This is a genomic window from Caldisericum sp. (assembly GCA_022759145.1).
In the GTDB taxonomy this organism is placed as follows: domain Bacteria; phylum Caldisericota; class Caldisericia; order Caldisericales; family Caldisericaceae; genus Caldisericum.
In genome coordinates this window covers 1-25,648 of the sequence record JAEMPV010000116.1, presented here as the reverse complement: position 1 = coordinate 25,648, position 25,648 = coordinate 1, and the positions used below count along the sequence as shown (strand labels likewise).

The following is a 25,648-nucleotide window of genomic DNA, read 5'->3' as shown; positions in this document are numbered from 1 at the left end:
ATACAATAAACTATAAAGAAAAACTCAAAAGTGTAGGATACCAATTTCGAGATTAGCACAATATTCTTTTTATTTGTGCTCAACTCATAAATTTAATCTATGTCTTACAAAAGAAAAATACTATGAAAATTTTGGGAAAAGATAAGGTTAGGTTTTATTTTTTGATAAGGGAGTTATTGAGCGGGTGCTGTTACCCTCTTAAATTTGGAAGATGTCTTGCTGCGCTCGCCTTGATAACCAATGGAAAAGAACGGAGGAGATCTCTCGCTTCGCCCGAGATGACAATCAATGGAGGAGGGAAAAGTCCTCTCCTCCAACTCCACCCAAAAAGAATTTAAGTCTTTTTTGAGTAGTTCGAAGGGGGCCTTCGATTGAATAGGAGATTTCTCACTTCGTTTGGGATGATCAACCGTGAAAATACTTAAGAGATCTTGTTTACCACCCCAAAACTGGAGATGTCTCGATCATTGCTACAGAGCAAGCAAATACGGTTATCAGAATAATGATCTTTACTCTTTTTCTATCAGTTTCTTTAACAGATTATTGAACTCAGTTTTGACTATTTCTTCGTCGATGGTTAAGATTTTGCCTTCGAGCATTACAATCTCTCCATTTATGATGACTGTGTCGACATCAGTGGGATACATAGAGTAAATGATATTCGAATGAGGAGAGTGCATTGGCATCATATTTGGTTTGTCTTTTCGAACAAGAATCAAATCTGCCTTGTAGCCCTCTTTGAGAACTCCAACATCGTCAAAGCCTAACGCTTTTGCACCATTTACTGTAAGAATATCGAATGCATCATTTACACTCAACATTCGAGGATTGCGTGAAATACCTTTTGCAAGAAGCCCTATTATACGCACTGCTTCAAGAACTGAAAGATTATTGTTCGATGCAACTCCATCGGTTCCTGCAACAAGTTTCACACGACTATCGATAAACCTATCAATCGGTGCAATGCCCGAGCCAAGTTTCATATTACTTTCCGGATTTAAAGAAACCCATACGCCATTTTTCTTGAGGATCTTTATGTCGTTTTCGCTTACCCAGACGCAGTGTGCAGCAACAACCCTATCGCTAAGAAAACTTATCGAGGCAAGGTATTCAATTGGCGTCCTTGAATAGGATTTCATATAATCGACAACTTCTTTCTCGGTTTCGTGAAGGTGGATTTGAACTATGGCACCAAGTTTTTTCGAAACTTCCTTTGTGAGTTTGAGAAGTTCTTGGGAAACGGTGTAAGGTGCGTGTGGTGCAAGGCTTACCAAAATTTTCTCATCTTTTCCTGCAAGTTCTCTATACTTTTTCTCAACTTCTTCGATAATAACCCTGTCCATAAAGGGCTTAGAGGCGTAGGCAATGCCAACATTACCTCTCATACCAATTTCGGAGAGGGCACGAAATGATGCCTGAGGATACAAATAAAAGTCCGCAACAGTTGTTGTTCCTGTTTTTATTGATTCAATTGCTGCAAGAAGTGTGCCAAAGTATACCATATCGTAAGTAAGGCGCTCTTCAAGGGGGAAAATGTGCTTATACAGCCAGTCCTGTAGTGTCACATCCTCCGCATAGCCACGCATAAATGTCATCGCAAGATGAGAGTGGGTATTCACAAAGCCAGGAAGCGCAATGTATTTACTTCCATCAATTACTTTTGAATAGTTGTCCTCGGGGGCATTGTCCCCTAAAAAAGAAATTCGTGAATCTTTTATTACTATATCTACAGATTCTTTGTAAGTTTTAGAATCTAAAATCGCAGAAACATTTTTAATGAGAATCATAGGTTTTCTTTTCTTTCAAGCGGGATATAATGGGAATCTGTTATAACCTCTGTCTCAACTTCAATTAATTTTCTTATATCTTTTGGCAGGTTAAAGAGCGCAGTATGAGTTTCCCCATCGTAAAATCTCAGTGTCCCTGAAATTCGCTCTTTAATCATACTATCTATCTGTTCTTTCGTAAACGCCTTAGGGTCAATTTTCTTTGAGGCAATTATAAATCCCCAGGTCGTGTCAAACGATGGTACATAAGAAAAATAACTTCGCACAATTGGAAATACTTTTTTAAGAGTGTTTCTTATAATCGTATGCATTCTGTAGTTTGTGACCCTCAAAAGGGACGCCTGCAAAACAAATACGCCATTTTCTTTTAGCCTATCGTAAATAGTCTTGTAAAATTCAACGGAATAGAGTTTATATGAAGGACCTTCTTCGTATGGCTCAGTTAGGTCGCTTATGAAAACATCAACTGAATTATTTGAAAGATTTGTCTCAACAAATGCCCTTGCATCTGTGTTGATAAGAGTTGCTCTTGGGTCATCAAAAGCACCCTGGTGCCACTCCTTCATAAACTGCTTTGCAATATCGGTTGCGTCCTTGTCAATATCAACCATAATTGCCTTTGAGACGCTTTTATGCTTCAGGACTTCTCTTAAAGTGGAGCCTTCACCACCACCAAGGATAACAACAACTTTTGGCGATTCACAGGATAGCATTGCAGGATGCACAAGGGATTCATGATAAATGTACTCATCAACAAGAGAGGACTGAACATCTCCATCGATAATGAGCATTTTTCCAAAGGTAGGACTCTCTACCACCTGGATGTGCTGGTAGGGAGTCCTCATCTCATAAATGATTTTCCTGACTCCATGGAGATGTTCTTCTGCACCTCCAAACCTGTCATGGAAGTAAAGATAGTTCTTTTCCATACACCTTGGTTTTTACTGAACGAACTTTGTGCAGGTATTTTCCCTCGTGTTCCTCTCCACGGGAGACCTCGGTTGTCTGGACGTACTGAGCATTGAGATGCTCTGCAACGTACTCGCAAGCAACCTTCGGGTCAATGTCTCCGCAGGTGTAAAAATCCAGAGCCGCATAGCCATACTCTGGCCATGTGTGGATTGAGAGGTGAGACTCGGAAATTACCACCACCCCACTAACTCCCTGAGGAGTAAAGTGGTGAAATGCAACGTTCAAAACTGTTGCATTAGCCTTTTTTGCCGCCTCAACAAGAAGCGACCTCAGGTAATCCAAATCATTCAGGAGCTCCGGGCTACAGCCAGAAGCATCCATAATAATGTGTTTACCTTCTGTGCGCATTTCAGCCACCCCCTTCCAAAGAATTAGTGACAGCCACCCTGCTTAACGAGGGGCTTCCTGCTTACGCAGGCATAACATCCGACCAGTCCAGCCGTAGGGTTTTTTAAGGAGTTGTCCTTCTCCTTTTAAGTTCCTGCGTTAGCCACTCTTTAAGCAAGAGTGCTTTTTGCAGGGAGGTGGTAAGGTATATAACCTTATCGGTGTATTTATATCAAAAATTATAAAAAATGCAATAGTTTTTATGCAATTTCTTTAAGATTTTTTTGAATCAAATTTTTGTCAAGTAAATTAGCATTCAAGCCATATTTATTTTTTAGAAATTTTTAAGATTTCCTGTAGTGCTAACAAACTTGCGTATTTCGTATGCTCGTAGTAAATGCCTCCCTGAAGGTATCCAATATAAGGAGGAACAATTGGCGCATCGCAAGATAACTCAATTGAAGAGCCCTGGACAAAAGTTCCTGCAGCCATTATTATCTTGTTGCCATAGCCTGGAAGTGGTGCAGATTCAATTTCTGCATCTGAATCAACAGGAGAGAAACTTTGAATTGTTTGAGCGAACTTAATTAGCATGTCAACTCTTCCAAATTTAATTGCTTGAACGATATCAGTCCTTTGTTCAAAATAGCGAGGCTTAACCTCAAAACCTGCATCTTCAAAGATTTTAGAGGCAAATATCGCTCCTTTAAGCGCATTTGAAACGACAAGTGGTGCAAAGAAAATCCCCTGAAGGATATTACGAGTAAGCCCAAGCATTGGTCCTATTTCCTTGCCCACTCCTGGTGCGGTAAGACGAGCCGCAATTCTTTGAATAAGGTCTTTGTTCCCAACTATATATCCACCTGTAAGAGCAATACCACCACCTGCATTTTTTATTAAAGACCCAACGACAATATCAGCACCAACATCTCCAGGCTCTCTTTCTTCAACAAACTCGCCGTAGCAATTATCTACCATAACAATTGCGTTTGGGTTTATTGTCTTTACTACTTTAATTGCCTTTTCAAGTTCGTCCATACTTATCGAATCTGTAAATGTGTATCCCTTAGAGCGCTGGAATACCACAACTCGTGCTTTTCTTATGAGGTCTTCATTAAAGCCATCCCTAAAATTGAATTCGCCGTAATGAACGCCAAATTCTTTAAGCGAACCCGGTACATCTCTTATACCGATTATGCCTTCGCCTGTTTCGTATGGTGTACCACTTGCATAGACGAGCAAATCGCCTGGTTTTAAAAGACCAAAAAGAGTTAACGATATTGCGTGTGTCCCTGAAATAATCTGGGGACGCACGATTGCATCAGCGCCTCCAAATATCTTTGCAAAAATCGATTCAACTTTTTCTCTTCCAATGTCGTTATAGCCGTAACCAGATGTATAATTCAAGTCGGAATCGTGGAGTTTTACGCTTTGAAATGCATCAAGGACTTTGAGGAAATTTTTCTCACGAATAAGGTCAACCGACTCAAAATATGGCTTCAATTCCAACTCTACTTTTCTTCCCAAATCTAATAATTCTTTTTCAATCATCATTTATAAATTCACCTACCAATCTTTTTACTTCGCTTACGGTTTCGTTTAAATTTGTAGAATCAAACCACAAAACGCCTTTCTCTTTCTTAAACCAGGTTATCTGCCTTTTTGCAAGATGCCTTGTGTTTTTCTTTATGAGTTCCACTGCCTCTTCAAGGCTCATTTTGTCCGAAAACACATCGAGAATTTCCTTGTATCCAATTGCCTGTCTTGCAGTTTTCGACCAGTGAGGATACGTTTCCAAAAGATGCCTTACTTCATCTACAAGACCGAGTTTTATCATCTCCAAAACACGCAAATCAATGTCTCTGTAGAGTATTTTTCTATCCTTAATAAGCCCTATCTTCAGAAACTTGAACTTGCTTTCAGGATTTTTTACCTCGGACATCTTCTTCCCGGTTTTAGTATAAAACTCAATTATCCTTATCAAACGCTTTTTGTCAAATACCCTGGATGCAGACTCAAAATCGATACTCTCTGCCAACTTCTTTAGTTCAGGAAGAGGTAATTCAGAAAGTCTTTTACGGAGTTCTGGGTCTTGCGATGGCGACACTTCTACAGGGAAGTTTTCGGTTATTGCCCTTATGTAAAGCCCCGAGCCACCTACAATAAGAGGAATTTTTCCCCTCTCATATATTTCTTTGCTTAGTTTCAAGAAATCTCTTTTGTACTGTCCAACACTATATTCCTCGGTTACATCGATTATATCTATAAAGTGATGGGGGATTATATCACGTACCTCTTTTGGGACTTTTGCAGTTCCAATATCCATACCTCTATAAAATTGCATCGAATCTGCAGATACAATTTCTAAAGGAAATTCTTTTACAAGTTCCAGTGCAACCTTGCTTTTATTTGTTGCAGTTGGTCCCAGAATAACCACAACCTTATCTTCCATTTCTCTCTATTTTACAAGATTTTTTGAAATACGGTAGAGGGTTTTCGAAAATTGCATTTAATGTATATAATTGTTAAGTGTAACAAATTTGATTTGAGGAGATGAGAAAATGATGAACAACATAACTCAATATATAACTGAATTGCTGTATGTGATTCCTGCTGTTTTGATTGTTTTAACCGTGCACGAATTTGGACACGCATATGTTGCTTACAAAATGGGCGATGTCACCGCAAAAGAAGAAGGAAGGCTCTCGCTTAATCCTCTAAGGCATATCGATCCAATTGGTCTTCTTGCGCTTATCATTTTCAGGTTTGGATGGGGAAAGCCCGTACCTGTAGACTTTACGGCTTTGAGAAATCTTAGAAAAGGCATGGTTTTTGTTTCGCTTGCAGGACCTCTTGCAAACTTCATACTTGCTTTTGCCCTTGCGCCACTTTTTAACTGGATGAGCAGGAACCCAATCGCCCTTACTGGCTTTGGGTATTTTGTTCAACTCGTTCAGTATATAATCGTTCTAAGTGTTTATCTTGGCATATTTAACCTTATTCCAATACCTCCGCTTGATGGTTCAAAGATAGTATTTGCATTCACAAAAAACCCTCTTAGGTTCCTTTACGATGATTCCCTCAACTATTACGGAATAATATTCCTTGTGATTATCTTATCCGTTCCATTCTTTAGATTCAATTACTTTTTCTCGAGAATTGTTTCTCCAATACTAAACTTGCTTAGCAAATTATAAAGGAGGCAATTATGGATGTCGTAGTAACAGGAATGCGTTCAACAGGAGAACTTCACATAGGGCACCTTGTAGGTGTTATTGACAACCTCAAGAAACTCCAGGAAACTTACAGAAGTTATTTCTTTATCGCAGATTTGCATGTCCTTACAACAAACTACGAACACACAGAGGATTTTAAAAAGAACAGGATTGCGGTAATGCTCGACTGGCTTTCTGCAGGAGTTGACCCAAATAAAGCAACGCTATTTATTCAATCAAAAGTCCCGGCACATACATATCTGCATTTACTTCTTTCGATGATTGTCCCTATTTCCTGGCTTGAAAGAAACCCAACAGTAAAAGAAATGATAAGAGACCTCGACTTAAAAGAAAACGCATCCTACGGGCTACTCGGGTATCCTGTATTAATGGCATCAGACATCATCCTTTACAAAGCAAAATATGTGCCTGTTGGAAAGGACCAATTGCCTCACCTTGAAATGACCCGCGAAATGGTAAGAAGGTTTAACTACCTTTATGGAGAACTTTTTGTGGAACCTCAAGCGCTCCTAACAGAGTTTCCTTATGTGCCAGGTATTGATGGTAAAAAAATGTCAAAAAGCCTTGAAAACGACATTAAGATTGCAGACACAGAGGAAAACACAACAAAGAAAATAATGAACGCAGTTACAGACCCCGAGAAAATAAGGCTTCACGACAAAGGACACCCGGAAGTGTGCAATGTGTTTACCTATCACAAGATTTTTAACAAAGAGGAAGTTAACGACATTGAAAGAGATTGCAGGGCAGGTAATATTGGATGTGTTGCATGTAAAAGGAACCTTGCAAATAAATTAAACGCTTATCTTAGACCGATAAGAGAAAAAAGAGAGGAATTGAAGAAAGAGATAGACAGAGTCGAGGACATATTTGTCGAGGGAAGTAAAAAAGCATCAGAAGTTGCAAACGCAACGCTTGACGAAGCACTCACAAAGATGAACCTGAAATGAGCCTTGAGGACATCGTCTACGAAGCAAAAAGAAGCAAGAATTACCTTTTAAGTGTCTCTATTCTTGAACTTGTAGAAAATGAACTTGAGAAAATTGATGCATTTGAAATGAGCGAAAAAGTGCTTTTGCTTGCAACGCTTGTTGAACTTAAGTCGGAACTTCTTCTGTATCTATTGGGACTGAAAGAACAGAGGAAGAAATCTCTTCAAGAAGAGAACATTGAAGACATTATAGAAGTAATCGAAAAATCTGTTGAAAGGAGCGTTGTAAAGAGAGCATTTGTTGAAAAGGTGTCTTCAAACGAAATTCCAATCTCACGGCTTGAAAAAATCGTAAAAGAAGTCCTTGAAAGAGAAAAGTATTACGAGAACAAGACGATTGAGACACCTCAAGTTTCTGTTGCTGAGATAATCGAAAAACTCAAAGAAATGCTTACCCAACTTAAAGAGATTGACTTCAGACAACTCATCGAGCAGTGCACCTCCAAGATTGAGGTCATTGCAACTTTCCTTGCTGTTCTCATATTAGCAAAGAACAAGTTTATAAGAATTATTCAGGAATCGCACTTTTCACCAATTGTGCTGAGGATAAATGAAGAAGGAAGAATACCTTTACGCAATTGAATCAATTTTGTTCGTGTCGCCAAAGCCGGTGAGGATTGATAAAATTGCAAGTACACTCGGACTTGATAAAGGGAGTGTTAACGAACTCCTTTTGGAACTTGAAAACAGCTTAAAGGGAACGGGCATAAACATTGCATTTGAAAAGAATAAGGTCTCAATGGTGCCAAATCCTTCATACAGAAGGTATTTCGAGAAATTCATAAAGAGGAAAAAAGTAACACTATCGAAAAATCTCATCGAGGTAATAGGGCTTGTTTTAAAGAAAAAAAGGACAAAAGAGGAAATCGACAAGATTCGAGGAGTGAATAGCACAAGGGTAATAAACGAACTTCTTAAACTGGGATACATTGAAAAAGAATTTTTCGAAGGGAAAATATACTATAAAGTTACCGATAAGTTCATTGAGACACTTCCTGAAGATGTACGAGAAGACCTCGAAGCAAGACTCTTTAAGTTCTAAAACTTCAATTTCTTTAATTCAATCAAAATACTATTAAAGACAATGTCAAAGTGAGTCTGCAATTTTTCCCTTTAGATGTATAAAGTCTGCATCGGTTATTTGAACATTTACTAAATCACCAGTTTGAATTTGCTTTTCGGTTTCGAATATAACAAGTTTGTCCTGAGGAATCCTTCCAAAGGCAACGTTTCCTTTCACATTCTCAACAAGCACTTCGTAAGTGCCGCCGATATAAGCTTTATTCTTTTCGAAGCTTATTTCGTTTTGAACGCTTAAAAGATAATTGAGCCTCTCTTTCTTAATTTTTGGGTCGATTTGTCCTTCCATTGTTGAAGCAGGCGTATTAGGTCTCTTTGAGTAGGCTGCAATGAAACTTTTGTCAAACCGGACATACTTCACCAGGTTAACAGTCTCCATAAAATCCTCTTCGGTTTCAGTAGGAAAGCCAACAATAATGTCGGTCGTTATCGATGCCTCTTTAAAAATCTCCCAAATTGCCTCGATAATATCAAGGTAAAACTCTTTAGTGTACTCTCTTTTCATAAGTTCCAAAATCCTGTTCGAGCCAGACTGCACAGGCAAATGGAAATGGGGCATAAGGTTATCAATCTGTCGCATACGCTTTATTAGGTCTTTTGTGAAATATGCAGGATGAGGCGTAAGATACCGTAATCGCTTAAGACCCCTTACTTTTGAAACTGCTTCAAGCAACTCTATAAATCCATTTGGGTTGCCAAGGTCGTACGCATAGTGATTGATATTTTGCCCCAAAAGGACTATCTCTTTTGTGCCATTATCAACAAGCCTTTGCACCTCGTCTATGATATCGGATAACTTTCTTGATTTCTCACGCCCCTTTGTTGCAGGAACTATACAGTAAGTGCAAAAACTGTTACAGCCGAAGATTACAGGGACATATGCAAAAACACCACTACTACTGGTAAAACTACTTCCAACTGGCTTAAGTATTTTTGAAAGTTCTCTTCGGAGTTCCTCAACTCGATCATAAACAAGCTCGTATCCTTTCGAAAGCATGAACAGGCTATCTTTTGCAACCCTTTTAATCTCTTTTTCCCTTATTGATGCAACACATCCCGTTACAATAACATAAGGACGTCCATATTTTTCATAAAGGGAACGCGCATATCCAACAGAACTTATAAGTTTCTGCTCAGACTTTTCACGCACTGCACAACTGTTAAAAAGCACAAAATCCGCTTCTTCAATATTAGAGACCTCGCTAAGTCCAAATTCGTAAAAGACTTCCCTGAATCTATCACTTTCGTACTCGTTCATCTGGCAACCAAAATTAATTATGGCAAATGTTCTCATAAATTCTCCTGCACATTCTCCTAAAAACCTCTCTGGAGGCTTTATCGATAGTTAATGAATTTTCCTTTGCAAACACCTCAACCTCACTAAAATTAACTTTCTCTCTTTTCCACCTTCTTACAACTTCTATACACATTGGAAGTAAATCCGTATTGAAATTTGCAACAATATTTAAAATCACAAACTCGGGTCTACCTCTTTTTTCATAAAAGGCATCGAATAAACTTTCAAAATTGCTTTCGATTTTTTTGTCAATAAAACTTACAAACTCCATCTCCTTTATAGTAAGTCCATATAAAAATTCGTTATGGGTTTTCGATAGAAAATATGCCTTTAACATATCAAGGTAAGTCGAGTCTTTATTTATATTTTTGTGGAGTTCAGGGATTTTTTCACCTATTAAAATTCTCCTTATAAAAGAAAAGTCAACGCCATCAAATACAAGAGAAACAGCATACTTTATGTCATCAACACTATTTTTTAAGAACTTAAGCAGTTCAACACGTGCCCTTTCTCTTTTTGAGGTAAGATAAAGATCTTTTGAAGTATGGAGTAACAATCTTGTTTCCTCTTCAATAGAAAAATGGTACTGTGCTAAAAACCTGAAAGCACGCATATATCTCACTGGATCGTTTCTTACGGAGTTTACAGAGCAAACACGCAGAGTTCTATTTCTTAGGTCGTCAAAAGCAAGAGGATGAGAATATGTCTTTAAATCTCCAACATTTACATATATTGCATTAACCGTAAAATCCCTTTTTAAGGCATCTTCTTCGAGGTTATTATAAGTCGTAAAATCAAAAGTAAAGTTATTAAGGAAGACCCTGTAAAGTGGAAATGTCATCCTATTAAGAAGGATATATTTTAGGTTCTTTTCTTTTAGTTTGTAAGGAAGGCTTTCAAAATCCTTACTTGTAACAATAAAATCATAATCAAAAAATGGTTTATCGAGTAAGTAATCCCGGACTGCACCACCTACAAGATAAGTAGAAGAAGCTTCAATAAGCCAGAGGATTTCCCCTGGGATCGCTTTTATGATGTTTGCTAAATCTTTCTCCACTTTCCCCTTAAAATTTGTGTTGCTTTACCTTTGTCGTCAATATCGATTACAACGAAATGAAGTGTTGCGTTTCCTTTTGCAGGTTCAAAATTCCAGGGCATTCCGGTAAGAAAACGCTTAAGGGCAACTTCCTTATCAAGGCCGATAACAGAATCCTCAACCCCACACATCCCAACATCAGTTATATAGGCAGTGCCATTTGGAAGTATCCTCTCGTCGCCGGTTTGAACATGCGTGTGTGTGCCAACTACTGCAGACACCTTCCCGTCGAAATAAAATCCGAGCGCTTCTTTTTCTGCTGTTGCCTCTGCATGAAAATCAACAATTATGTAAGGAGTTATTGAGTGAATCTCCTCTAAAACAACCTCACCAACTTTAAAAGGAGATTCAATTGGCTGCATTTCAACACGCCCTTGAAGGTTTATAACACCTAACTTAAAATCTTTCTTTTCAACTATAACATAGCCTTTGCCCAGCGCACCTTCAGGGTAGTTTAACGGCCTTAAAAGGTATGGAAGAAGTGAAAATTTCTCCCAGAGCACTTTCTTATCGAAAGTATGATTTCCACCAGTTATAACATCAATACCATAAGAATGAAGTTCAAGAGCAATCTCATAAGTAATTCCAGCACCGTGTGCTGCGTTTTCACCGTTTGCAATAACAAAATGTGGACGGTATTCCTCTATGAGTTTGGGAAGACCTTCTTTTACTGCAACCCTTCCGGGCTCTGCAAAAATATCACCAAGAAAAAGTACTCTCATATTCTCTCCTTAAAAAATATGGCTACCCAAAGAAGCGGGTAGCCTTCATCGTATGTAGCAAAAACTCTACTTCTCCTTTGTTCCTTCTTTGGGAGTTTCAGCCTTTGCCCCGGCTTTACCTTCGGCAGGTGCTGCTTTACCTTCGGCAGGTGCTCCCTCACCCTCAGCAGGAGCTGGTGCTGCAACTTCCTCAGTTGTTGGTGGAACAACAGAAACAACTACTGCGTCAGGATCTGAATAAACTTTAACCTTATCGCCAAGTTTTAGATCCTTAACATAGATAACATCCTTAATATCAAGATTTGAAACATCGACTTCGACCTTGTCTGGCAAGTCGGTAAGAAGTCCTTCAACCTCTATCTCGTGAAGGGATGGCTCAAGAATACCGCCCTTCTTAACACCAACTGCTTCGCCAACGAAAACAAGAGGAATGCTTGTGTAAACTGGCTTATCAAGGTCAACTGCCTGAAAATCAACATGAATTATGTTTCTTTTAATTGGGTCGATCTGAATCTCTTTAATAATTGTAGGATAAACTTTACCATCAACATTCAAATCGAAGATAGCTGAACGCCCTACCTCACGCTCAAGTTTTACAAATTCTTTGTAATCAACTGCAACAAAAAAATTCTCAACTATTTTACCGTAAACTACTGCAGGAATTTTTCCTTCCTGTCTCAACTTATTCGTATTGCCCTTAGTAGTTACTTCCCTTCTTTCAGCATTTATAGAAACTCTTTTCATCTTCTATCCTCCTAAGTTAAACAATTTAGCCTTATATTATATCAAAATTTACTTTTTTTCAAAAAGTTCAGAAACAGATTCGTGCATAACAATTCTTCTTATTGCTTCACCAATAAGTGGAGCAACACTTAAAACCTTCACCTTTTCCGGAAGGTCAGGTCTACTTTGGACAGGAAGTGTATCGGTAACGACAATTTCTTTAATGGGGGATTCTGCAAGGGCTTTTAAGGAGTCTCCTGCAAAAATTCCGTGGGTTGCAGTTGCATAGACTTCTTTTGCTCCTCTTTTTAAGACCTCTTTTGCTGCGCTTATAAGTGTATTCCCGGTGTGTATCGCATCGTCAACCAGGATTACGCTTTTTCCTTCAACTTCACCTATAAGCCTTGATGTATCAACTTCCTCGGGACTTAGCCTCTTTTTTACGAATATTGCCTGAGTTGCATTTGGTATTTCCTGTGCAAATGTAGTTGCTCTCTGCACTGCGCCAACATCAGGTGCAACAACAACAGGGTTTTCGAGATTCTTTTCCCTGAAATACTTTCCAAGGATCAAAACCGCTGTAAGGTTATCTGCGGGAATATCAAAGAATCCCTGAATCTGTGCAGCATGCAATTCAACAGAAACAACCCTCGTTGCACCAGCAACGGTTATTAGGTTTGCAACAAGTTTTGCAGAGATAGGCTCTCTTGACTTTGTCTTTCTATCCTGTCTTGCATAGCCAAAAAAAGGAATTACTGCAGAGATACTCCTCGCCGAAGCACGCCTTATAGCATCAATCATTATGAGAAGTTCAAGCAGATTTTCTGCTGGTGTCTGTGTCGATTGAATTACAAAAACATCCTTTCCTCTTACAGATTCAAGGCACCTTACCTGGATTTCCCCGTCTGGGAACCTCGAGACAATTGCAGGGCTTAATTTCATATTAAGATAACTTGCAATCGCCTCAGCAAGTGGCACATTAGAGTTGCCTGTAAAAATTTTTACTTCGTCCATTGAAAGAATTTCTTTAACCATTTTGCCCCTTCCTCCTCTTCACCCATCCTATTTTATTAACCTGTTGAGCCCTTGCAATAGCAAGAGAATCCTCAGGAACTTCCTGTGTTATGACCGAACCTGCAGCAGTGTAGGCACCTTTACGAATGACAAGTGGCGCAACCAAAGTCGAATGTGAACCTATAAAAACATCGTCTTCTATAAGGGTTGGGTTTTTCTTGTTTCCCTCAAGCCCTGAGAAGTTGCAGGTAATAGTCCCTGCACCAATATTAACATTTTTACCAACGGTTGCATCACCAATATAAGAAAGGTGCGGTACTTTTGCACCTTCATCAAATTTCGACTTCTTTACCTCAACAAAAGTGCCTATCTTTACATTTCTTACGAGGATGTTTTCGGGGCGGACATAAGCAAAAGGACCAATTGAGCAGTTTTCACCAACATAGGAATTCATAACAACTGACTGCTTTACGATACTTCCTTTTGATATGTGAGAATCAATAATCTGTGCAAACGGACCTATCACACAATCAGATTCGATTTTTGTTTTACCCTCCAAAACACATCCAGGTAGAATCTCTGTGTCGTTTTCAATTTCAACAAAGTAATCGATTTTTTGAGTTTCGGGATTATGAATCGTAACACCATTAAGCATGTGCTTTTTTAAAATCTTCTCTTGAATTATCTTTTCTGCAATAGAAAGTTCAAACCTGTTATTAACACCATAGATTGGAAGTTTTTTTGGAAGTTTGTAAACTGTTACCTTGTAGCCTTTATCCTTTGCTATTGTTAAAGTATCTGTCAAATAGTATTCGCCTTGTGCGTTATTGTTCGAAAGTTCCTCAAGGATTTTGCTTAAAAGCGAGAATTTGAATAGATAAACTCCGGTGTTAATTTCTTTTATAGCCTTTTCTTCTTCGGTTGCATCGGCTTCTTCAACAATCTTTACAAACTCATCTCCACTTCTCAAGACACGCCCCAGATTTGTAGGGTCATCTGCTTCTGCTGAGATAAACGAAATATCAGAATTGGTTTCTTTAAAGAAGTTGTAAAACTTCAGGATATCCTCTTTTTCAAAAAGCGGGTTATCGCCCGTTGTTACGAGGACAAGATCTGTATCAATTCCTGTAAGTGCAACCTTTAAAGCATCACCTGTTCCAAGAGGTGTCTTTTGAACTCTTACCTCGAAGCCATCAAAAAGTTCCTTCGGCATCGATTCATTTATTACTACCACAACACTATCTACAATGTCCTTTACGGAGTCGATTGCGTAAAAAATCATTTCTCTTCCACATATCTTGTGGAGAACTTTTGGCACCTTTGAGTGCATCCTTTTTCCAATACCTGCGCCTAAAACGACACCTGTCATCATCTAATAACCCCCAACTTTCTTCCGATTTCTACAAACTTACTTATACCAAAATCGAGGTCTTCCTTTGTATGTGCTGCTGATACCATAACTCTAATTCGTGCTGTTCCCCTGGGGACTGTTGGAAAAACAATGCCCTGGGCAAAAACACCCTCTTCAAAAAGCATTTTGCTAAATTCCATTGCAGTTTTTTCTTCACCAATTATAACAGGTGTAATGGGTGTTTGAGAATGTCCTATGTTAAATCCGTATGACTTAAATTGCTCCTTAATGTAATTGCCATTTTCCCACAACTTCTTGACGAGTGAATCATCCCTTGAAAGAATCTCGACAACCTTTATAAGAGCAGATGTATCTGCAGGTGATAAAGGAGTGGAGAAAAGGAATGGTCTTGCTCTCTGTTTCATATATTCTATTAGAGTTTTGCTTCCTGCAACATACCCTCCAATGACGCCAAACGCCTTTGAAAGAGTACCAACATCGATATCAACCTTTCCTTCAAGGTGGAAATAGTCCACGATACCCCTTCCGTGGTCACCAAGAACACCCTCGCCATGCGCATCATCAACCATAGTTATAGCGCCATATTTTTCTGCAATCTCAACAATTTGAGGAAGAGGTGCTATATCGCCGTCCATACTGAAGACGCCATCAGTTACAATAAGTTTTCTTACATTGTAGTCTTTGTAGTCTTCAAGTTTTGCTTTCAAATCGTCCATATCGAGGTGCTTGTATCGGACAATCGTCGCCTTGCTCAACCTGCAGCCGTCTATAATTGAAGCGTGGTTTAACTCGTCTGAAAAAATGAGGTCACCTTCTTGAACAATAAGAGGAATTGTTGCAATATTTGCAAGGATACCAGATTGAAGAAGAATCACAGCCTCTGCATGCTTAAACTCAGCAAGTTTTTTCTCCAGTTCCTCATGGAGAATTAAAGTACCTGCAATAGTCCTTACCGCTCCTGCGCCAACGCCAAAGTTTTTTACGCCCTCAATTGCAGCGCTTTTTACCTCCTCATTTGTGATAAGCCCAAGATAGTTATTTGCACAGAGGTTAAGCATTTTCCTTCCATTAATTGTTACCCACGGACCCTGTGCGCTCTCAAGCACACGAATAGTATTGTAAGTACCCTTTTCTTTTAACTCATCAAGTTCTTTTCTTAAAAATTCGAATTTATCCATCTTCTCACCTCCATCCATTATGGGTGTAATAATATTTTTCCTGATTGATGCGTTTTCATAAGCTGGATTCCTTTTTCTACTTCTTCAAGTTTAAACTCATGCGTTATTACAGGCGATACATCAAGCCTTCTACTTGCAAGAAGGTCTGAAACAATTTGCCAGGTTTCAAATATTCTTCTTCCTGTAATACCATATATACGCAACTTTTTGAATATCACATCGTCTGTAAGGTTTATTTCAACTCCGTTGTCAAAAAGCCCTAAAAGTGAAACTCTGCCTAAAAATTTTGTTAAAGCAAGTGCATCGTGAAGGGCAGATTTTGCACCAGACATCTCGAGTGCAACATCAACCCCAAGCCCGTGTGTTTCGCTAAGGACAACTTCTCTTAAATTTTGCTCCTTTGGATTTATAACAACATCAGCACCCATCTTTTTTGCAAGTTCAAGGTGATAGTTCGAAAGGTCTGAAGCAATAATTTTCGTTGCCCCAAACACCCTTGCAACTCCAATTGCAAGAAGTCCTATGGGACCTGCACCGGTTACGAGGACTGTCTTTCCAGAAACATCTTCTGCAAGCACTGTGTCTACAGCATTTCCAAGAGGTTCTTGAATTGAAGCAAACTTAGGGGGAATCTCTTTTGGATTTACCCAGGCTACCCTTTCCGGGATACTTACATATTCTGCAAACGCTCCATTAGTGTCAACACCAAGGATTTTAAGGTTTCTGCAAACTTCTCTATGGTTCATAAGGCACATATCACAGTGATTGCAGTAGATATGGGTTTCTGCGGAGACAAAATCTCCAATGTTAACTCGCTTTACTTCTTTCCCTTTGTCCACAACAACTCCTGCAAACTCGTGCCCAACAATAAGGGGTGGGTTAATCCTGTTCTGTGCCCACTCATTCCAATCGTAAATATGAACATCTGTTCCACAAATTGATGCAACCTCAACCTTAACAAGAATTTCATCGTCCCCAATCGAAGGCATTGGGACATCCTCAATCACAAAACCAACAGCTCTTTCCTTCTTTAATACTGCTTTCATCTAAGCCTCCTTCCTTTCATGCCACAATAAAAACTTTTCAAAATAAAGCCCCATCTTTCCAAATTATATTCTATTATTTTTTTGCTTTTTTAAAAGAGATTTTTTAAGTTTCGGAAAGGCTATAAATCTTTATAACACAATTCTAAAGTTTATTTCTTTGAATTGCTCTTTCAAATCGAGAATACGATTTTTAAGCGTTTGAACATACTCAGGGTCATCTACCTTTGAAAAGGCATCTACCAAACCAAGTTCATTTGCTAACTCTTTTAATCCTTTTACGAAAGGAAAATAGTTAAGTTTATCGAAAATAATTTCTTTTACGCCTGTTTCTTGGATGGCTTTAATAATACTAATAAGTTGCTCTGAAGAATCGGATATTTAAACTCCTTCCTTCTCTAAAAAGTTAAAAATCTTCTGAAGGTACTCGTTTATGAAGTCTTCGTTTTTCCTGTCATAAAAGAAAGTTAAGCTCTCTTTATCTCCCAGTGTGATTGCAGCCATATGTGTATCCTCAAAAATTGCCTGGACAAACCATATCCACTCGCCCTTCATTTTTATCCTTCGAACAACTTCTCTTGCCTTAACCTCTTTCAAGTCTTCCATTTAACTTCCTCCGTAATACTTTCTCAAATTTGCCTCGTGCTCAGAAAGAGTTTTTGCAAAAATCGCTTTGCCGTCAGGTGTTGTCATAAAATAATAATAATCGGTTTTTGGTGCATCTGGAATAGCCATTATGGACTTAAGTCCCGGATTGCAAATAGGCGTTGGTGGAAGTCCTGCATACTTGTAGGTGTTGTAAGGAGAGTCAATTTGATAGTCCTCTTTTGAAAGCCACTCTTTATGAGTGCCTAATGCATAAAGGATAGTCGAATCAGCTTGTAAGGGCATTCCAATTGCAAGCCTGTTTAAGAAAACTGATGCAACAAGCGGCCTATCCTCGTCAAACTTTGCCTCTTTTTCGACAATTGAAGCAAGAATTATTGCTTCCTTTTTTGTGAGTCCTTTCGTCTTTACAAGTTCATCATAATCTTTTGGCACAACTTCATTAAATCTATCGGTAAACTTCTTCACAATGGCATCAAACGGCATATCCTCGTAAAAATTATACGTGTCCGGGAAAAGGTAACCCTCAAATAGCTTTATGTAATTATAAAAAGCGTCTTTGTCTTTGACTATTTTGCTTGAATAAAGGCGATCTGCAATATCCATTGTCGTAAAGCCCTCAGGGATTGTAACCTTAATTTCGAGAGGACGCCCACCCTTGGAGAGCGCATCCAAAAGTTCTTTCATATTTTTAACGGGGGCAAGATCATAAACACCACTTTTCAATTTTGAATCGTAATTGAGAATCTTAGACCAAAAGATAAAAGAATAGGGTTCAAAAATAATTCCATTATCTTTAAGGATTTTTGAAATTTGAGAGGTTGTAAGCCCCTTATCAAGGTTTATGGTTGTATTACTTTTAAAAATAAAAAAGGGCTCGAAGTACGAGAAAGAAAGAATTAAAATGACTAATAATATAACCGAGCCTATTATCCACCAGTTTCTTCTTCTCGTTTTTGCCTCCTCAAGTACTCAAGGTAACTTTCAAGTATGAAAAGGGCTTCAAATTTGTCCTTCACCTTGCGTTCCTTTTTAGAGCGAATTCCCTGGAAACGAAGCATTTTGTGGGCAATAACGCTTGTGTAACGCTCATCCCAGGTTACAAAATTGATAGTTGGCATTGCTTCCTTTAGTTTCTCTAAAAAATCAAGAACAATGTTTGCCTGAGGACCAATTGTGCCGTTAAGATTCCTGGGGAGACCAACTACAACAACATCCACACCTTTCTCTTCAATGATATTTTTAAGTGTTTCAATCTCGTTTCCATCTCTTTTCACAACGGCAACAGGCATTGCAAAAATCCGCTCCTTATCAGAGACTGCAACACCTATATTAACATTCCCTATGTCAAGTGCTAAGATTGGTTTTAATTCCTCCAAAGTTAACCGCCTAAAACTTTCTTTATCTTCTCTACCTCTATAATACCATCAAAACTTCCCTGGGCAATGCGCTCATTCCCACCGCCTTTTAATGGAATTACCTCTTTAATTTTTTCGAGCACCTCAAGGCTTGAGACCTTATCGTCAAGACTTCCAACAAGAATAAATGAAGTCCCGTTAAATTTTGACACAAAGACGACATTGCCTGTCTTCAGGAATTTCTTTGCAAGGTCATATGCCTTCCTCAAATCGTTAAGTGTGCCTTCATTAAAATCGTGAATATAGATAGGATTGCCTTTAAATGTAAGCGTTTCTGTGAGATTTCTAATTGTGCCTTCAAGAAGTTTTGCCTTCAATGTTGACAACTCTTTTTCAAGTTCTTTAACTCTTGTAAGTGTTTCCTCTGCTTTATCGACAAGTTTTGTTTCTTGCGTCTTTAGTGTATCCTCAAGCAACTTAATAAGTTTTCTTTTATCCGTCAAGAATTCGTATGCTTTGAGCCCTGTAAGTCCTTCAATTCTCTTAATGCCCGATGCAACCGTCTTTGGCTCCTTCAGGACAACAATACCAATTTCGCTTGTGTTAGAAACATGTGTTCCGCCGCAGAGTTCCTTACTTACACCGACAACCTCAACAACCCTTACAATATTGCCATACTTTTCTTCAAAGAAAGCAAGCGCACCAAACTCTTTTGCCTTATCAAAAGGCATTATATGGACATTAACTTTATGATTTCGCAAAATAATCTCGTTTATTTCTCGTTCAATTGCAAAAAGCTCCTCCTTGTCAAAAGTTCCCTGGAAATTAAAGTCGAATCTAAATTCATCATCCTTTACCTCAGAGCCCTGCTGCATTATGTTCTCGCCGAAGTGCTTCCTCAAGACAGCCTGAAGTATGTGAGTTGAAGTATGCGCTCTCTTTATTGCTTGCCTTCTTAACGCATCAACTGAAAGTGTTGCTACATCATTAATTTTTGCCGTCCCTTTGAGCCTGCCAATATGGATTATAAGACCCTCTACCGGTGTCTGAGTGTCAAACACATCAAACTCAAAGTTCTCACCTTTTATAACTCCAGTATCTCCAACCTGTCCACCTTTCTCTGCGTAAAACGGGGTTTTATCAAATACAAGGATTGCATCTGTATCGGTTGCAGTATCAACAATGTTTCCGTTTACGATAATTGCTTTTAATGTTGCTTCCGTTTCGAGGGTATCGTAGCCAACAAATTCAACATCGTGAACTTTGCTTTTAACAGAACCAAAGGATACCCTTTCAAGGAATTCTTCGCTTCCTTTAAATGAAGCCCTTGCTTTTTTCCTCTGCTCCTCAAGAAGTTCTTCAAATTCCTCTTTGTTATATGTAAAGCCTTCTTCCTTTAGTGCAAGTTCGGTAATTTCTTGAGGAACACCAAGTGTATCGTAGAGATAGAAGACAACGTTTCCAGGGATTTCTTTTGTCCCTTTCTTCTTGTAGTCCTCGATAATATTTTCAAGATAATAAAGCCCTTCTTTAAGCGTGTTGTTGAACTTGGTTTCCTCATCCTTCAAGACCGACTGGATATTTGAAAGACCTTCTCTTACCTCAGGGTATATATCACCCATAAGGTTTGAAACTGTTTCTGAAAGTTTATAGAGGAATGGCTCTGTCAGGTTAATAGACCTTCCGAAGAGCATTGCCCTTCTTATGAGCCTTCTTAACACATACCCACGCTTTTCGTTACTTGGAATGACATGGTCTGCAATGAGGAACGTCACCGCTCTTGAATGGTCTGCGATTGCTCTCATTGCCTTTATCGTTTTATCGGAAGTCCGGTATTGAACACCTGACAACTTTTCTATGTGCTCAATTATCGGCATAAACAAATCTGTTTCAAAATCAGAATCAACACCTTCGATAATGCTTGTAATTCTCTCAAGCCCCATTCCTGTGTCGATATTCTTTCTTGGAAGCGGTTTTAAAGTGCCATCTAACTGCCTGTCATACTGTGTGAAAACAAGATTCCAGAACTCAAGGAATCTTCTTTCAGACGAACCTGGAAGTTCATGCTCCTCTTTCTCATTTATAGCACCTCTGTCGTAATAAATCTCAGTGCAGGGACCACAAGGACCAACTGGACCCATCATCCAGAAATTGTCTTCTTCCCCAAGAGGAATAATTCGCTCTTCAGGAATGCCATGTTTTTTCCAAATCTCTTTTGTTTCAAGGTCATCTTTGTATATAGTAACCCAGAGCCTATCCTTTGGAAGTTTCAAAAAGTCAAGAATGAATTCCATTGCAAAGGCAATCGCCTCTTCTTTAAAATAATCCCCAATGGAGAAGTTACCGAGCATTTCAAAGAAAGTATGGTGCCTTGGAGTGTTTCCAACATTTTCTATATCGTTTGTCCTTACACACTTTTGGACGGTAGTAATGCGCCTTGACGGAGGAATTTCTTCTCCAAGGAAATAGGACTTGAGAGGCACCATTCCAGCCGCCGTAAAAAGAAGCGTTGGATCTTTGGGCACCAAAGGAAAACTATTGAGCCTCAAATGCCCCTTGCTTTCAAAATATTTCAAAAAACCTTCTCTTATGTCTCTACTATCCATAATCCACCTCTCAAAGTTATTTTTTAATTTTAACACAAACAGCGTTTTTATCAAATAAATTTATCGACTTGACAAAAAATTTCATTTAAAATTTATCCACATTCGTAATTGACTATTTTTAAAAATTCTTTACAATATTATATTGTTAAAAAAACTAAAATTATGGAAAGGAGAAATCTATGGGAAAGGAAGTAAGGATTTTTGCTTTTGGAGGAAACGAGGTTTCCCCTGTTGGACTAACTGACGAAAAAGGAAAGCCTATTATCCCTGATATTGCAATGCAGTGGGCAAGAACACATGAAACATCAAAGCACATTGCAAAAATTGTTGAAGCGTTCCCAAATGACACATATGTAATCACTCATGGAAATGGACCACAAGTAGGAAATGTGTTTTTGAGAAGTGAGTATTCTCGACCAATTCTCCCGCCAATCCCCTTAGATGTTGCTGGCGCTGATACACAAGGTGCAATGGGTTATATGATTGCTCAAATTTTAGGAAACGAGTTGAGAGCAAGGGGAATCAACAAAACGATCGTGGGCATCGTTACACAGGTTGTCGTTGACAAAAACGACCCCGGTTTCCAGAATCCAACAAAGTACATAGGACCATCCTACACAAAAGAAGAAGCAGAAGAAAGAATGAAGAAAGACGGATGGGTAATGAAACTGTACAAGAAAGACGAGAAAGGAAACGAAATCTGGCGTAAAGTTGTCCCATCACCAGAACCTCTCGATATAGTAGAATTTGAGGCAGTTGTAAATGCAATCGAAGCAGGCTTTATTCCTATAACTGTTGGCGGTGGTGGTATTCCTGTTGTAGAAGTTGAACCCGACGAGGAAGGGAATTACAAGGCAAATTATGGTATCGTATTTAAAGACGGAAAGAATGCAAAAATCTACCGTGGAGTTGAAGCAGTTATCGACAAAGACCTTGCGTCTGCTTTACTTGGAACTATGCTTATTAAGTGGGCAAAGGAGCATGGTGAAGACCTTGATGTAACGCTTACCATCTTCACAGGAGAAGATGGAGCAAAACTCAACTATCAGAAGCCAAATCAGGTTGACTTAAGGTACCTTACCCTTGAAGAAGCAAAGAAACTATACGCAGAAGGACACTTCCCTCCAGGAAGTATGGGCCCAAAGATCCTCGCATGCATTAAGTTCCTTGAAGGTGGCGGAAAGAAAGCATATATTTCGCTTACATCAAAATATCTCGAAACGCTCGAAGGAAAAGCAGGAACAACGATAGTAAGAGAATAGGAGGCATATATGAAAGAAAAAATTGAAGAACTCGTAAAAAAGTACGAGCCTGAGATCATTGCCTTTGCGCAGGACATCGTAAGGACAAAGTCCTACTCAGGCGAAGAAGGCGAACTTGTAAGACTCCTTGAAAGAAAGATGAAGGAGTTAGGCTTTGATGAAGTAATTATTGATGAGACGGGAAACATTATTGGAAGAGTTGGTTCTGGTCCTGTAAAAGTTCTCTACGATGCACATATTGATACCGTTATGGCAGAGGACAAAGAAAACTGGTCAGTTGACCCATTTGGTGGTGTAATCAAAGATGGCAAACTCTACGGAAGAGGCTCGTCCGACGAGAAGGTTGCAATTGGCTGTATGATTTATGGCGCAAAGATCCTTAAAGAGGTTGGCATTCCTGAGAATATTAGCCTTTATGTTATGGGAACTGTCCAGGAAGAAGACTGCGATGGACTTACAATGTACTACACATTCAACGAAGTTGTTAAACCCGATTTTGTGGTATTAGGAGAGCCAACAAGCCTTGATGTGTATCGTGGACACAGGGGAAGAGTTGAAATGGAAGTTGTTGTAAAAGGAAAGTCCTCCCACGCTGCGCACCCAGACAAAGGAGACAATGCAATCTACAAAATGGCAAGGACAGTCCTCAATATCGAAGAGTTAACAAAGTCCTTTAAAGAAGACCCATTCCTTGGAAAAGGCACAGCTGTTGTATCACATATCGATTCAAAATCACCTTCAATTAACTCGGTCCCATACGAATCAAGGATTTTTATTGACAGGCGTCTTACCATTGGAGAAACAAAAGAATCTGCACTTAAGGAAATCGAATCAGTCCTTGCTGACCCAAAGAATTCAGAAGTAAGAGTACTTACCTATGAAGCTAAGTCATGGAGAGGTCGACTCATTTCACAAGAAAAGTACTTCCCTACATGGGTGCTTGAAGAATCGCATCCACTTGTTCAGGCTGGCTTTGAAACTGCAAAAGAAGTGAGACCAGGCGAAGAAGTAAAGATTTCCCGCTGGATATTCTCGACGAATGGTGTTACATCAATGGGAAGATTCCATATTCCGTCTATTGGTTTTGGTCCTGGCGATGAATGGTTAGGACACGCAGTTGACGAGTATGTAAGAGTCTCAGACCTACCAAAGGCAACAGCATTTTATGCATTACTTCCATTTAAATTAAAAGAAAAATTAGGATAGGAGGTTTTTATGAATTCAAAACTTAAAGGAAGAGACTTTCTAACTACAAATGACTGGACTCTTGAAGAGTTAGAACAAGTTCTCGACTTTGCATTCGAATTAAAACAGAAATTTGCACTTGGCGAGCCAACTCCATACCTTCTTTACAAGACCCTCTTTATGATCTTCAAAGACAAATCCACAAGGACAAGAAACTCAACTGAGGCAGCAATGACTCAGCTTGGAGGACACGCACATTACATTACGGAAGAATCCTCTCAGATTTCACATGGAGACACTGCAAAGGAAATTGGGATAATCCTTTCAAGGTACGGACATGGCATTGCAATTAGAGACGATATCTATCTTGGTGTTGGTCAAAAGTATATGGAAGAAGTTGCAAAATGGGCGTCTGTTCCCGTTATCAACCTTGAATCAGATTGGGACCATCCAATGCAAATCCTTGCAGATATTATGACAATAAAGGAAAAATTCCATAACGACCTCAGAGGAAAGAAATTTGTTATCTCCTGGGCATATGCAAAAAGCCATGCAAAACCTCTTGCAGTCCCTCAGGGACTTATTATGGCTATGCCAAGATTTGGTCTTGATGTAACGCTTGCAATGCCACCAGAATTTGAACTTCTCCCAGAGGCAATGGAGATTGCAAGAAGAAACGCAGAAGAAGCAGGCGTGAAATTTGAAGTCGTTCACGATATGGACGAGGCATTTAAAGACGCAGATATTGTATATCCAAAGTCCTGGGGTGCATATGTTTATGCGCAGAATAACTTTGAAGAGATGACAAAGATTGCAGAAAAGTACAAAGACTGGATTGCAGATGAAAGAAGAATGAGCCTCACGAAGAAGAACTCAATTTATATGCACTGCTTGCCTGCAGACAGAGGCTTTGAGGTAACCGATGCGGTAATTGATGGGCCTCACTCTGTTATTTACGATGAAGCAGAAAACAGACTTCACACAGTAAAGGCAGTGCTTGCGCTTACAATGTAATTAACTAATTTTAAGAACTACTTTCGGGGGTCCTTTTACAGGATCCCCAATTTTTATTTTCATTGGAACTTTTTTAAAAGTTTGCGTATCTAATTTATGGAGGTTAAAAAAGTAATGAGACTAAAGACTTTAATAGTTGTGGTAGTTGTAGTTTTGATTGTCTTTGCAAGTTACTTCGTCGGGAAATTTTCCCTTGGGCTAATTAGTGGAAGTAAATATCAAAACCCATCTTTAATGAGCGAAGCAAACAGAAAAAGCATCATTAGTGCAAGCGAAGAAAGTAGTCCTTCAATTATTGGACAAGATAAAGGAGCAATATATAATGTCTCTCCACAACCGGGAAATTCATCTTTTGGTCTTAAAATTATTAAAAATGCAAATCTAAACATGTATGTTGATAAAGGAAAATTCCTCGAGACATATAATCGCATATCTTCAATGGTTGAAACTTACGGAGGCTCTGTTATCAATTCCAATTACTCAAAGGAAAATGATACATTCTCTGGATTTATAGAAGTGATTGTTCCAAAGGAAAAGTTTGATTCGGTTATAAACAAGTTAGGAGAACTCGGAAGTGTTACAAACCTCGAAATTTCATCTTCCGATGTTACTCAGGAATATGTTGATTTAAATTTGAGACTTAAAGTCCTTGAAGCACAAAAAGAACTTCTCACATCCTGGTTAAAACAAGCAAAGACAATTGACGAACTCTTAAAAATTCGCTCTGAAATTGAACAGGTTGAAAGCGAAACCGAGCAAATCAAGGGGAGGCTCAATTA

25 protein-coding genes are annotated in these 25,648 nt (G+C 38.9%); 8 read left to right on the top strand and 17 right to left on the bottom strand.

Features of this window, described 5'->3' with window-relative positions; translation table 11 throughout:
* Positions 1–509: 509 nt before the first annotated feature.
* From JHC30_06875 to miaA, 5 genes are all read right to left on the bottom strand, one after another.
* On the bottom strand, positions 510–1,787 hold the full coding sequence (locus JHC30_06875) for an amidohydrolase (protein ID MCI4463874.1): 1,278 nt from the start codon (positions 1,785–1,787) through the stop codon (positions 510–512).
* Positions 1,784–2,716 (bottom strand): fused MFS/spermidine synthase, encoded by a 933-nt coding sequence (locus JHC30_06870; GenBank protein MCI4463873.1) that lies wholly within the window; start codon positions 2,714–2,716, stop codon positions 1,784–1,786. The genes JHC30_06875 and JHC30_06870 overlap by 4 nt, the downstream gene beginning before the upstream one ends.
* On the bottom strand, positions 2,688–3,107 hold the full coding sequence (locus tag JHC30_06865; protein MCI4463872.1) for an S-adenosylmethionine decarboxylase proenzyme: 420 nt from the start codon (positions 3,105–3,107) through the stop codon (positions 2,688–2,690). Before JHC30_06865 ends, JHC30_06870 begins: the two co-directional genes overlap by 29 nt.
* 306 nt (positions 3,108–3,413) lie before the next feature.
* Positions 3,414–4,640 (bottom strand): methionine gamma-lyase family protein, encoded by a 1,227-nt coding sequence (locus tag JHC30_06860; protein ID MCI4463871.1) that lies wholly within the window; start codon positions 4,638–4,640, stop codon positions 3,414–3,416.
* Positions 4,630–5,538: a tRNA (adenosine(37)-N6)-dimethylallyltransferase MiaA gene (miaA, locus tag JHC30_06855; protein MCI4463870.1), complete on the bottom strand. Its 909-nt coding sequence runs from the start codon at positions 5,536–5,538 to the stop codon at positions 4,630–4,632. Before miaA ends, JHC30_06860 begins: the two co-directional genes overlap by 11 nt.
* 109 nt (positions 5,539–5,647) lie before the next feature.
* On the opposite strand from miaA, the gene JHC30_06850 reads away from it, so the two are divergent.
* Genes JHC30_06850 through JHC30_06835 form a run of 4 tightly spaced genes read left to right on the top strand, consistent with a single transcriptional unit; the run spans position 5,648 to position 8,355 of the window.
* A complete protein-coding gene (locus tag JHC30_06850; protein ID MCI4463869.1) occupies positions 5,648–6,283 on the top strand; it encodes a site-2 protease family protein in 636 nt (211 codons plus the stop codon).
* Between the two features lie 11 nt (positions 6,284–6,294).
* Positions 6,295–7,272: a tryptophan--tRNA ligase gene (trpS, locus tag JHC30_06845; protein MCI4463868.1), complete on the top strand. Its 978-nt coding sequence runs from the start codon at positions 6,295–6,297 to the stop codon at positions 7,270–7,272.
* Positions 7,269–7,895, top strand: a complete 627-nt coding sequence (locus tag JHC30_06840) for a segregation/condensation protein A (GenBank protein MCI4463867.1) — start codon at positions 7,269–7,271, stop codon at positions 7,893–7,895. Before trpS ends, JHC30_06840 begins: the two co-directional genes overlap by 4 nt.
* The gene (locus tag JHC30_06835) at positions 7,864–8,355 is read left to right on the top strand and encodes an SMC-Scp complex subunit ScpB (GenBank protein MCI4463866.1); all 492 of its coding nucleotides are present in this window, start codon (positions 7,864–7,866) and stop codon (positions 8,353–8,355) included. The genes JHC30_06840 and JHC30_06835 overlap by 32 nt, the downstream gene beginning before the upstream one ends.
* A gap of 45 nt (positions 8,356–8,400) precedes the next feature.
* Here the strand turns inward: JHC30_06835 and miaB are convergent, their stop codons facing one another.
* The 12 genes from miaB to alaS form a co-directional block, all read right to left on the bottom strand.
* Positions 8,401–9,687 (bottom strand): tRNA (N6-isopentenyl adenosine(37)-C2)-methylthiotransferase MiaB, encoded by a 1,287-nt coding sequence (gene miaB, locus JHC30_06830; GenBank protein MCI4463865.1) that lies wholly within the window; start codon positions 9,685–9,687, stop codon positions 8,401–8,403.
* Positions 9,665–10,747 (bottom strand): CCA tRNA nucleotidyltransferase, encoded by a 1,083-nt coding sequence (locus JHC30_06825; protein MCI4463864.1) that lies wholly within the window; start codon positions 10,745–10,747, stop codon positions 9,665–9,667. Before JHC30_06825 ends, miaB begins: the two co-directional genes overlap by 23 nt.
* Positions 10,732–11,508 (bottom strand): TIGR00282 family metallophosphoesterase, encoded by a 777-nt coding sequence (locus JHC30_06820; GenBank protein ID MCI4463863.1) that lies wholly within the window; start codon positions 11,506–11,508, stop codon positions 10,732–10,734. Before JHC30_06820 ends, JHC30_06825 begins: the two co-directional genes overlap by 16 nt.
* Before the next feature lie 66 nt (positions 11,509–11,574).
* Positions 11,575–12,252: a 50S ribosomal protein L25/general stress protein Ctc gene (locus tag JHC30_06815; protein MCI4463862.1), complete on the bottom strand. Its 678-nt coding sequence runs from the start codon at positions 12,250–12,252 to the stop codon at positions 11,575–11,577.
* A gap of 48 nt (positions 12,253–12,300) precedes the next feature.
* Positions 12,301–13,266, bottom strand: a complete 966-nt coding sequence (locus JHC30_06810) for a ribose-phosphate pyrophosphokinase (GenBank protein ID MCI4463861.1) — start codon at positions 13,264–13,266, stop codon at positions 12,301–12,303.
* Positions 13,259–14,617: a bifunctional UDP-N-acetylglucosamine diphosphorylase/glucosamine-1-phosphate N-acetyltransferase GlmU gene (gene glmU, locus JHC30_06805; protein MCI4463860.1), complete on the bottom strand. Its 1,359-nt coding sequence runs from the start codon at positions 14,615–14,617 to the stop codon at positions 13,259–13,261. Before glmU ends, JHC30_06810 begins: the two co-directional genes overlap by 8 nt.
* On the bottom strand, positions 14,614–15,795 hold the full coding sequence (locus tag JHC30_06800; protein MCI4463859.1) for a glycine C-acetyltransferase: 1,182 nt from the start codon (positions 15,793–15,795) through the stop codon (positions 14,614–14,616). Before JHC30_06800 ends, glmU begins: the two co-directional genes overlap by 4 nt.
* Positions 15,796–15,812: 17 nt before the next feature.
* Positions 15,813–16,841, bottom strand: coding sequence for an L-threonine 3-dehydrogenase (tdh, locus tag JHC30_06795; GenBank protein MCI4463858.1), 1,029 nt, complete (start codon positions 16,839–16,841; stop codon positions 15,813–15,815).
* Positions 16,842–17,219: 378 nt separating this feature from the next.
* The gene (locus JHC30_06790) at positions 17,220–17,444 is read right to left on the bottom strand and encodes a hypothetical protein (protein ID MCI4463857.1); all 225 of its coding nucleotides are present in this window, start codon (positions 17,442–17,444) and stop codon (positions 17,220–17,222) included.
* Positions 17,445–18,377: an endolytic transglycosylase MltG gene (gene mltG / locus JHC30_06785; protein ID MCI4463856.1), complete on the bottom strand. Its 933-nt coding sequence runs from the start codon at positions 18,375–18,377 to the stop codon at positions 17,445–17,447.
* Entirely contained in the window at positions 18,374–18,823 is a 450-nt protein-coding gene (gene ruvX / locus JHC30_06780) for a Holliday junction resolvase RuvX (protein MCI4463855.1), read from the bottom strand. Before ruvX ends, mltG begins: the two co-directional genes overlap by 4 nt.
* A gap of 2 nt (positions 18,824–18,825) precedes the next feature.
* Positions 18,826–21,408 carry an alanine--tRNA ligase gene (gene alaS / locus JHC30_06775; protein ID MCI4463854.1) on the bottom strand — a complete coding sequence of 861 codons (2,583 nt, stop codon included), beginning with the start codon at positions 21,406–21,408 and terminating at the stop codon, positions 18,826–18,828.
* Positions 21,409–21,587: 179 nt separating this feature from the next.
* Here alaS and JHC30_06770 point away from each other — a divergent pair, with 179 nt between their 5' ends.
* From JHC30_06770 to JHC30_06755, 4 genes are all read left to right on the top strand, one after another.
* Positions 21,588–22,670 carry a carbamate kinase gene (locus JHC30_06770; GenBank protein MCI4463853.1) on the top strand — a complete coding sequence of 361 codons (1,083 nt, stop codon included), beginning with the start codon at positions 21,588–21,590 and terminating at the stop codon, positions 22,668–22,670.
* 9 nt (positions 22,671–22,679) lie between these two features.
* Positions 22,680–23,876, top strand: coding sequence for a YgeY family selenium metabolism-linked hydrolase (locus JHC30_06765; GenBank protein MCI4463852.1), 1,197 nt, complete (start codon positions 22,680–22,682; stop codon positions 23,874–23,876).
* A 9-nt stretch (positions 23,877–23,885) separates the two neighbouring features.
* Positions 23,886–24,869, top strand: coding sequence for an ornithine carbamoyltransferase (locus JHC30_06760; protein ID MCI4463851.1), 984 nt, complete (start codon positions 23,886–23,888; stop codon positions 24,867–24,869).
* 114 nt (positions 24,870–24,983) lie between these two features.
* On the top strand, positions 24,984–25,648 hold a 665-nt coding region (locus JHC30_06755; GenBank protein MCI4463850.1), incomplete at its 3' end, for a DUF4349 domain-containing protein.

Bases quoted from the DNA above. Each gene is read 5' to 3' on its own strand.
- JHC30_06875 (MCI4463874.1), bottom strand. From the start codon at position 1,787: ATGATTCTCATTAAAAATGTTTCTGCGATTTTAGATTCTAAAACTTAC.
- JHC30_06870 (MCI4463873.1), bottom strand. From the start codon at position 2,716: ATGGAAAAGAACTATCTTTACTTCCATGACAGGTTTGGAGGTGCAGAA.
- JHC30_06865 (MCI4463872.1), bottom strand. From the start codon at position 3,107: ATGCGCACAGAAGGTAAACACATTATTATGGATGCTTCTGGCTGTAGC.
- JHC30_06860 (MCI4463871.1), bottom strand. From the start codon at position 4,640: ATGATGATTGAAAAAGAATTATTAGATTTGGGAAGAAAAGTAGAGTTG.
- miaA (MCI4463870.1), bottom strand. From the start codon at position 5,538: ATGGAAGATAAGGTTGTGGTTATTCTGGGACCAACTGCAACAAATAAA.
- JHC30_06850 (MCI4463869.1), top strand. From the start codon at position 5,648: ATGATGAACAACATAACTCAATATATAACTGAATTGCTGTATGTGATT.
- trpS (MCI4463868.1), top strand. From the start codon at position 6,295: ATGGATGTCGTAGTAACAGGAATGCGTTCAACAGGAGAACTTCACATA.
- JHC30_06840 (MCI4463867.1), top strand. From the start codon at position 7,269: ATGAGCCTTGAGGACATCGTCTACGAAGCAAAAAGAAGCAAGAATTAC.
- JHC30_06835 (MCI4463866.1), top strand. From the start codon at position 7,864: ATGAAGAAGGAAGAATACCTTTACGCAATTGAATCAATTTTGTTCGTG.
- miaB (MCI4463865.1), bottom strand. From the start codon at position 9,687: ATGAGAACATTTGCCATAATTAATTTTGGTTGCCAGATGAACGAGTAC.
- JHC30_06820 (MCI4463863.1), bottom strand. From the start codon at position 11,508: ATGAGAGTACTTTTTCTTGGTGATATTTTTGCAGAGCCCGGAAGGGTT.
- JHC30_06815 (MCI4463862.1), bottom strand. From the start codon at position 12,252: ATGAAAAGAGTTTCTATAAATGCTGAAAGAAGGGAAGTAACTACTAAG.
- JHC30_06810 (MCI4463861.1), bottom strand. From the start codon at position 13,266: ATGGTTAAAGAAATTCTTTCAATGGACGAAGTAAAAATTTTTACAGGC.
- glmU (MCI4463860.1), bottom strand. From the start codon at position 14,617: ATGATGACAGGTGTCGTTTTAGGCGCAGGTATTGGAAAAAGGATGCAC.
- JHC30_06800 (MCI4463859.1), bottom strand. From the start codon at position 15,795: ATGGATAAATTCGAATTTTTAAGAAAAGAACTTGATGAGTTAAAAGAA.
- tdh (MCI4463858.1), bottom strand. From the start codon at position 16,841: ATGAAAGCAGTATTAAAGAAGGAAAGAGCTGTTGGTTTTGTGATTGAG.
- JHC30_06790 (MCI4463857.1), bottom strand. From the start codon at position 17,444: ATGGAAGACTTGAAAGAGGTTAAGGCAAGAGAAGTTGTTCGAAGGATA.
- alaS (MCI4463854.1), bottom strand. From the start codon at position 21,408: ATGGATAGTAGAGACATAAGAGAAGGTTTTTTGAAATATTTTGAAAGC.
- JHC30_06770 (MCI4463853.1), top strand. From the start codon at position 21,588: ATGGGAAAGGAAGTAAGGATTTTTGCTTTTGGAGGAAACGAGGTTTCC.
- JHC30_06765 (MCI4463852.1), top strand. From the start codon at position 22,680: ATGAAAGAAAAAATTGAAGAACTCGTAAAAAAGTACGAGCCTGAGATC.
- JHC30_06760 (MCI4463851.1), top strand. From the start codon at position 23,886: ATGAATTCAAAACTTAAAGGAAGAGACTTTCTAACTACAAATGACTGG.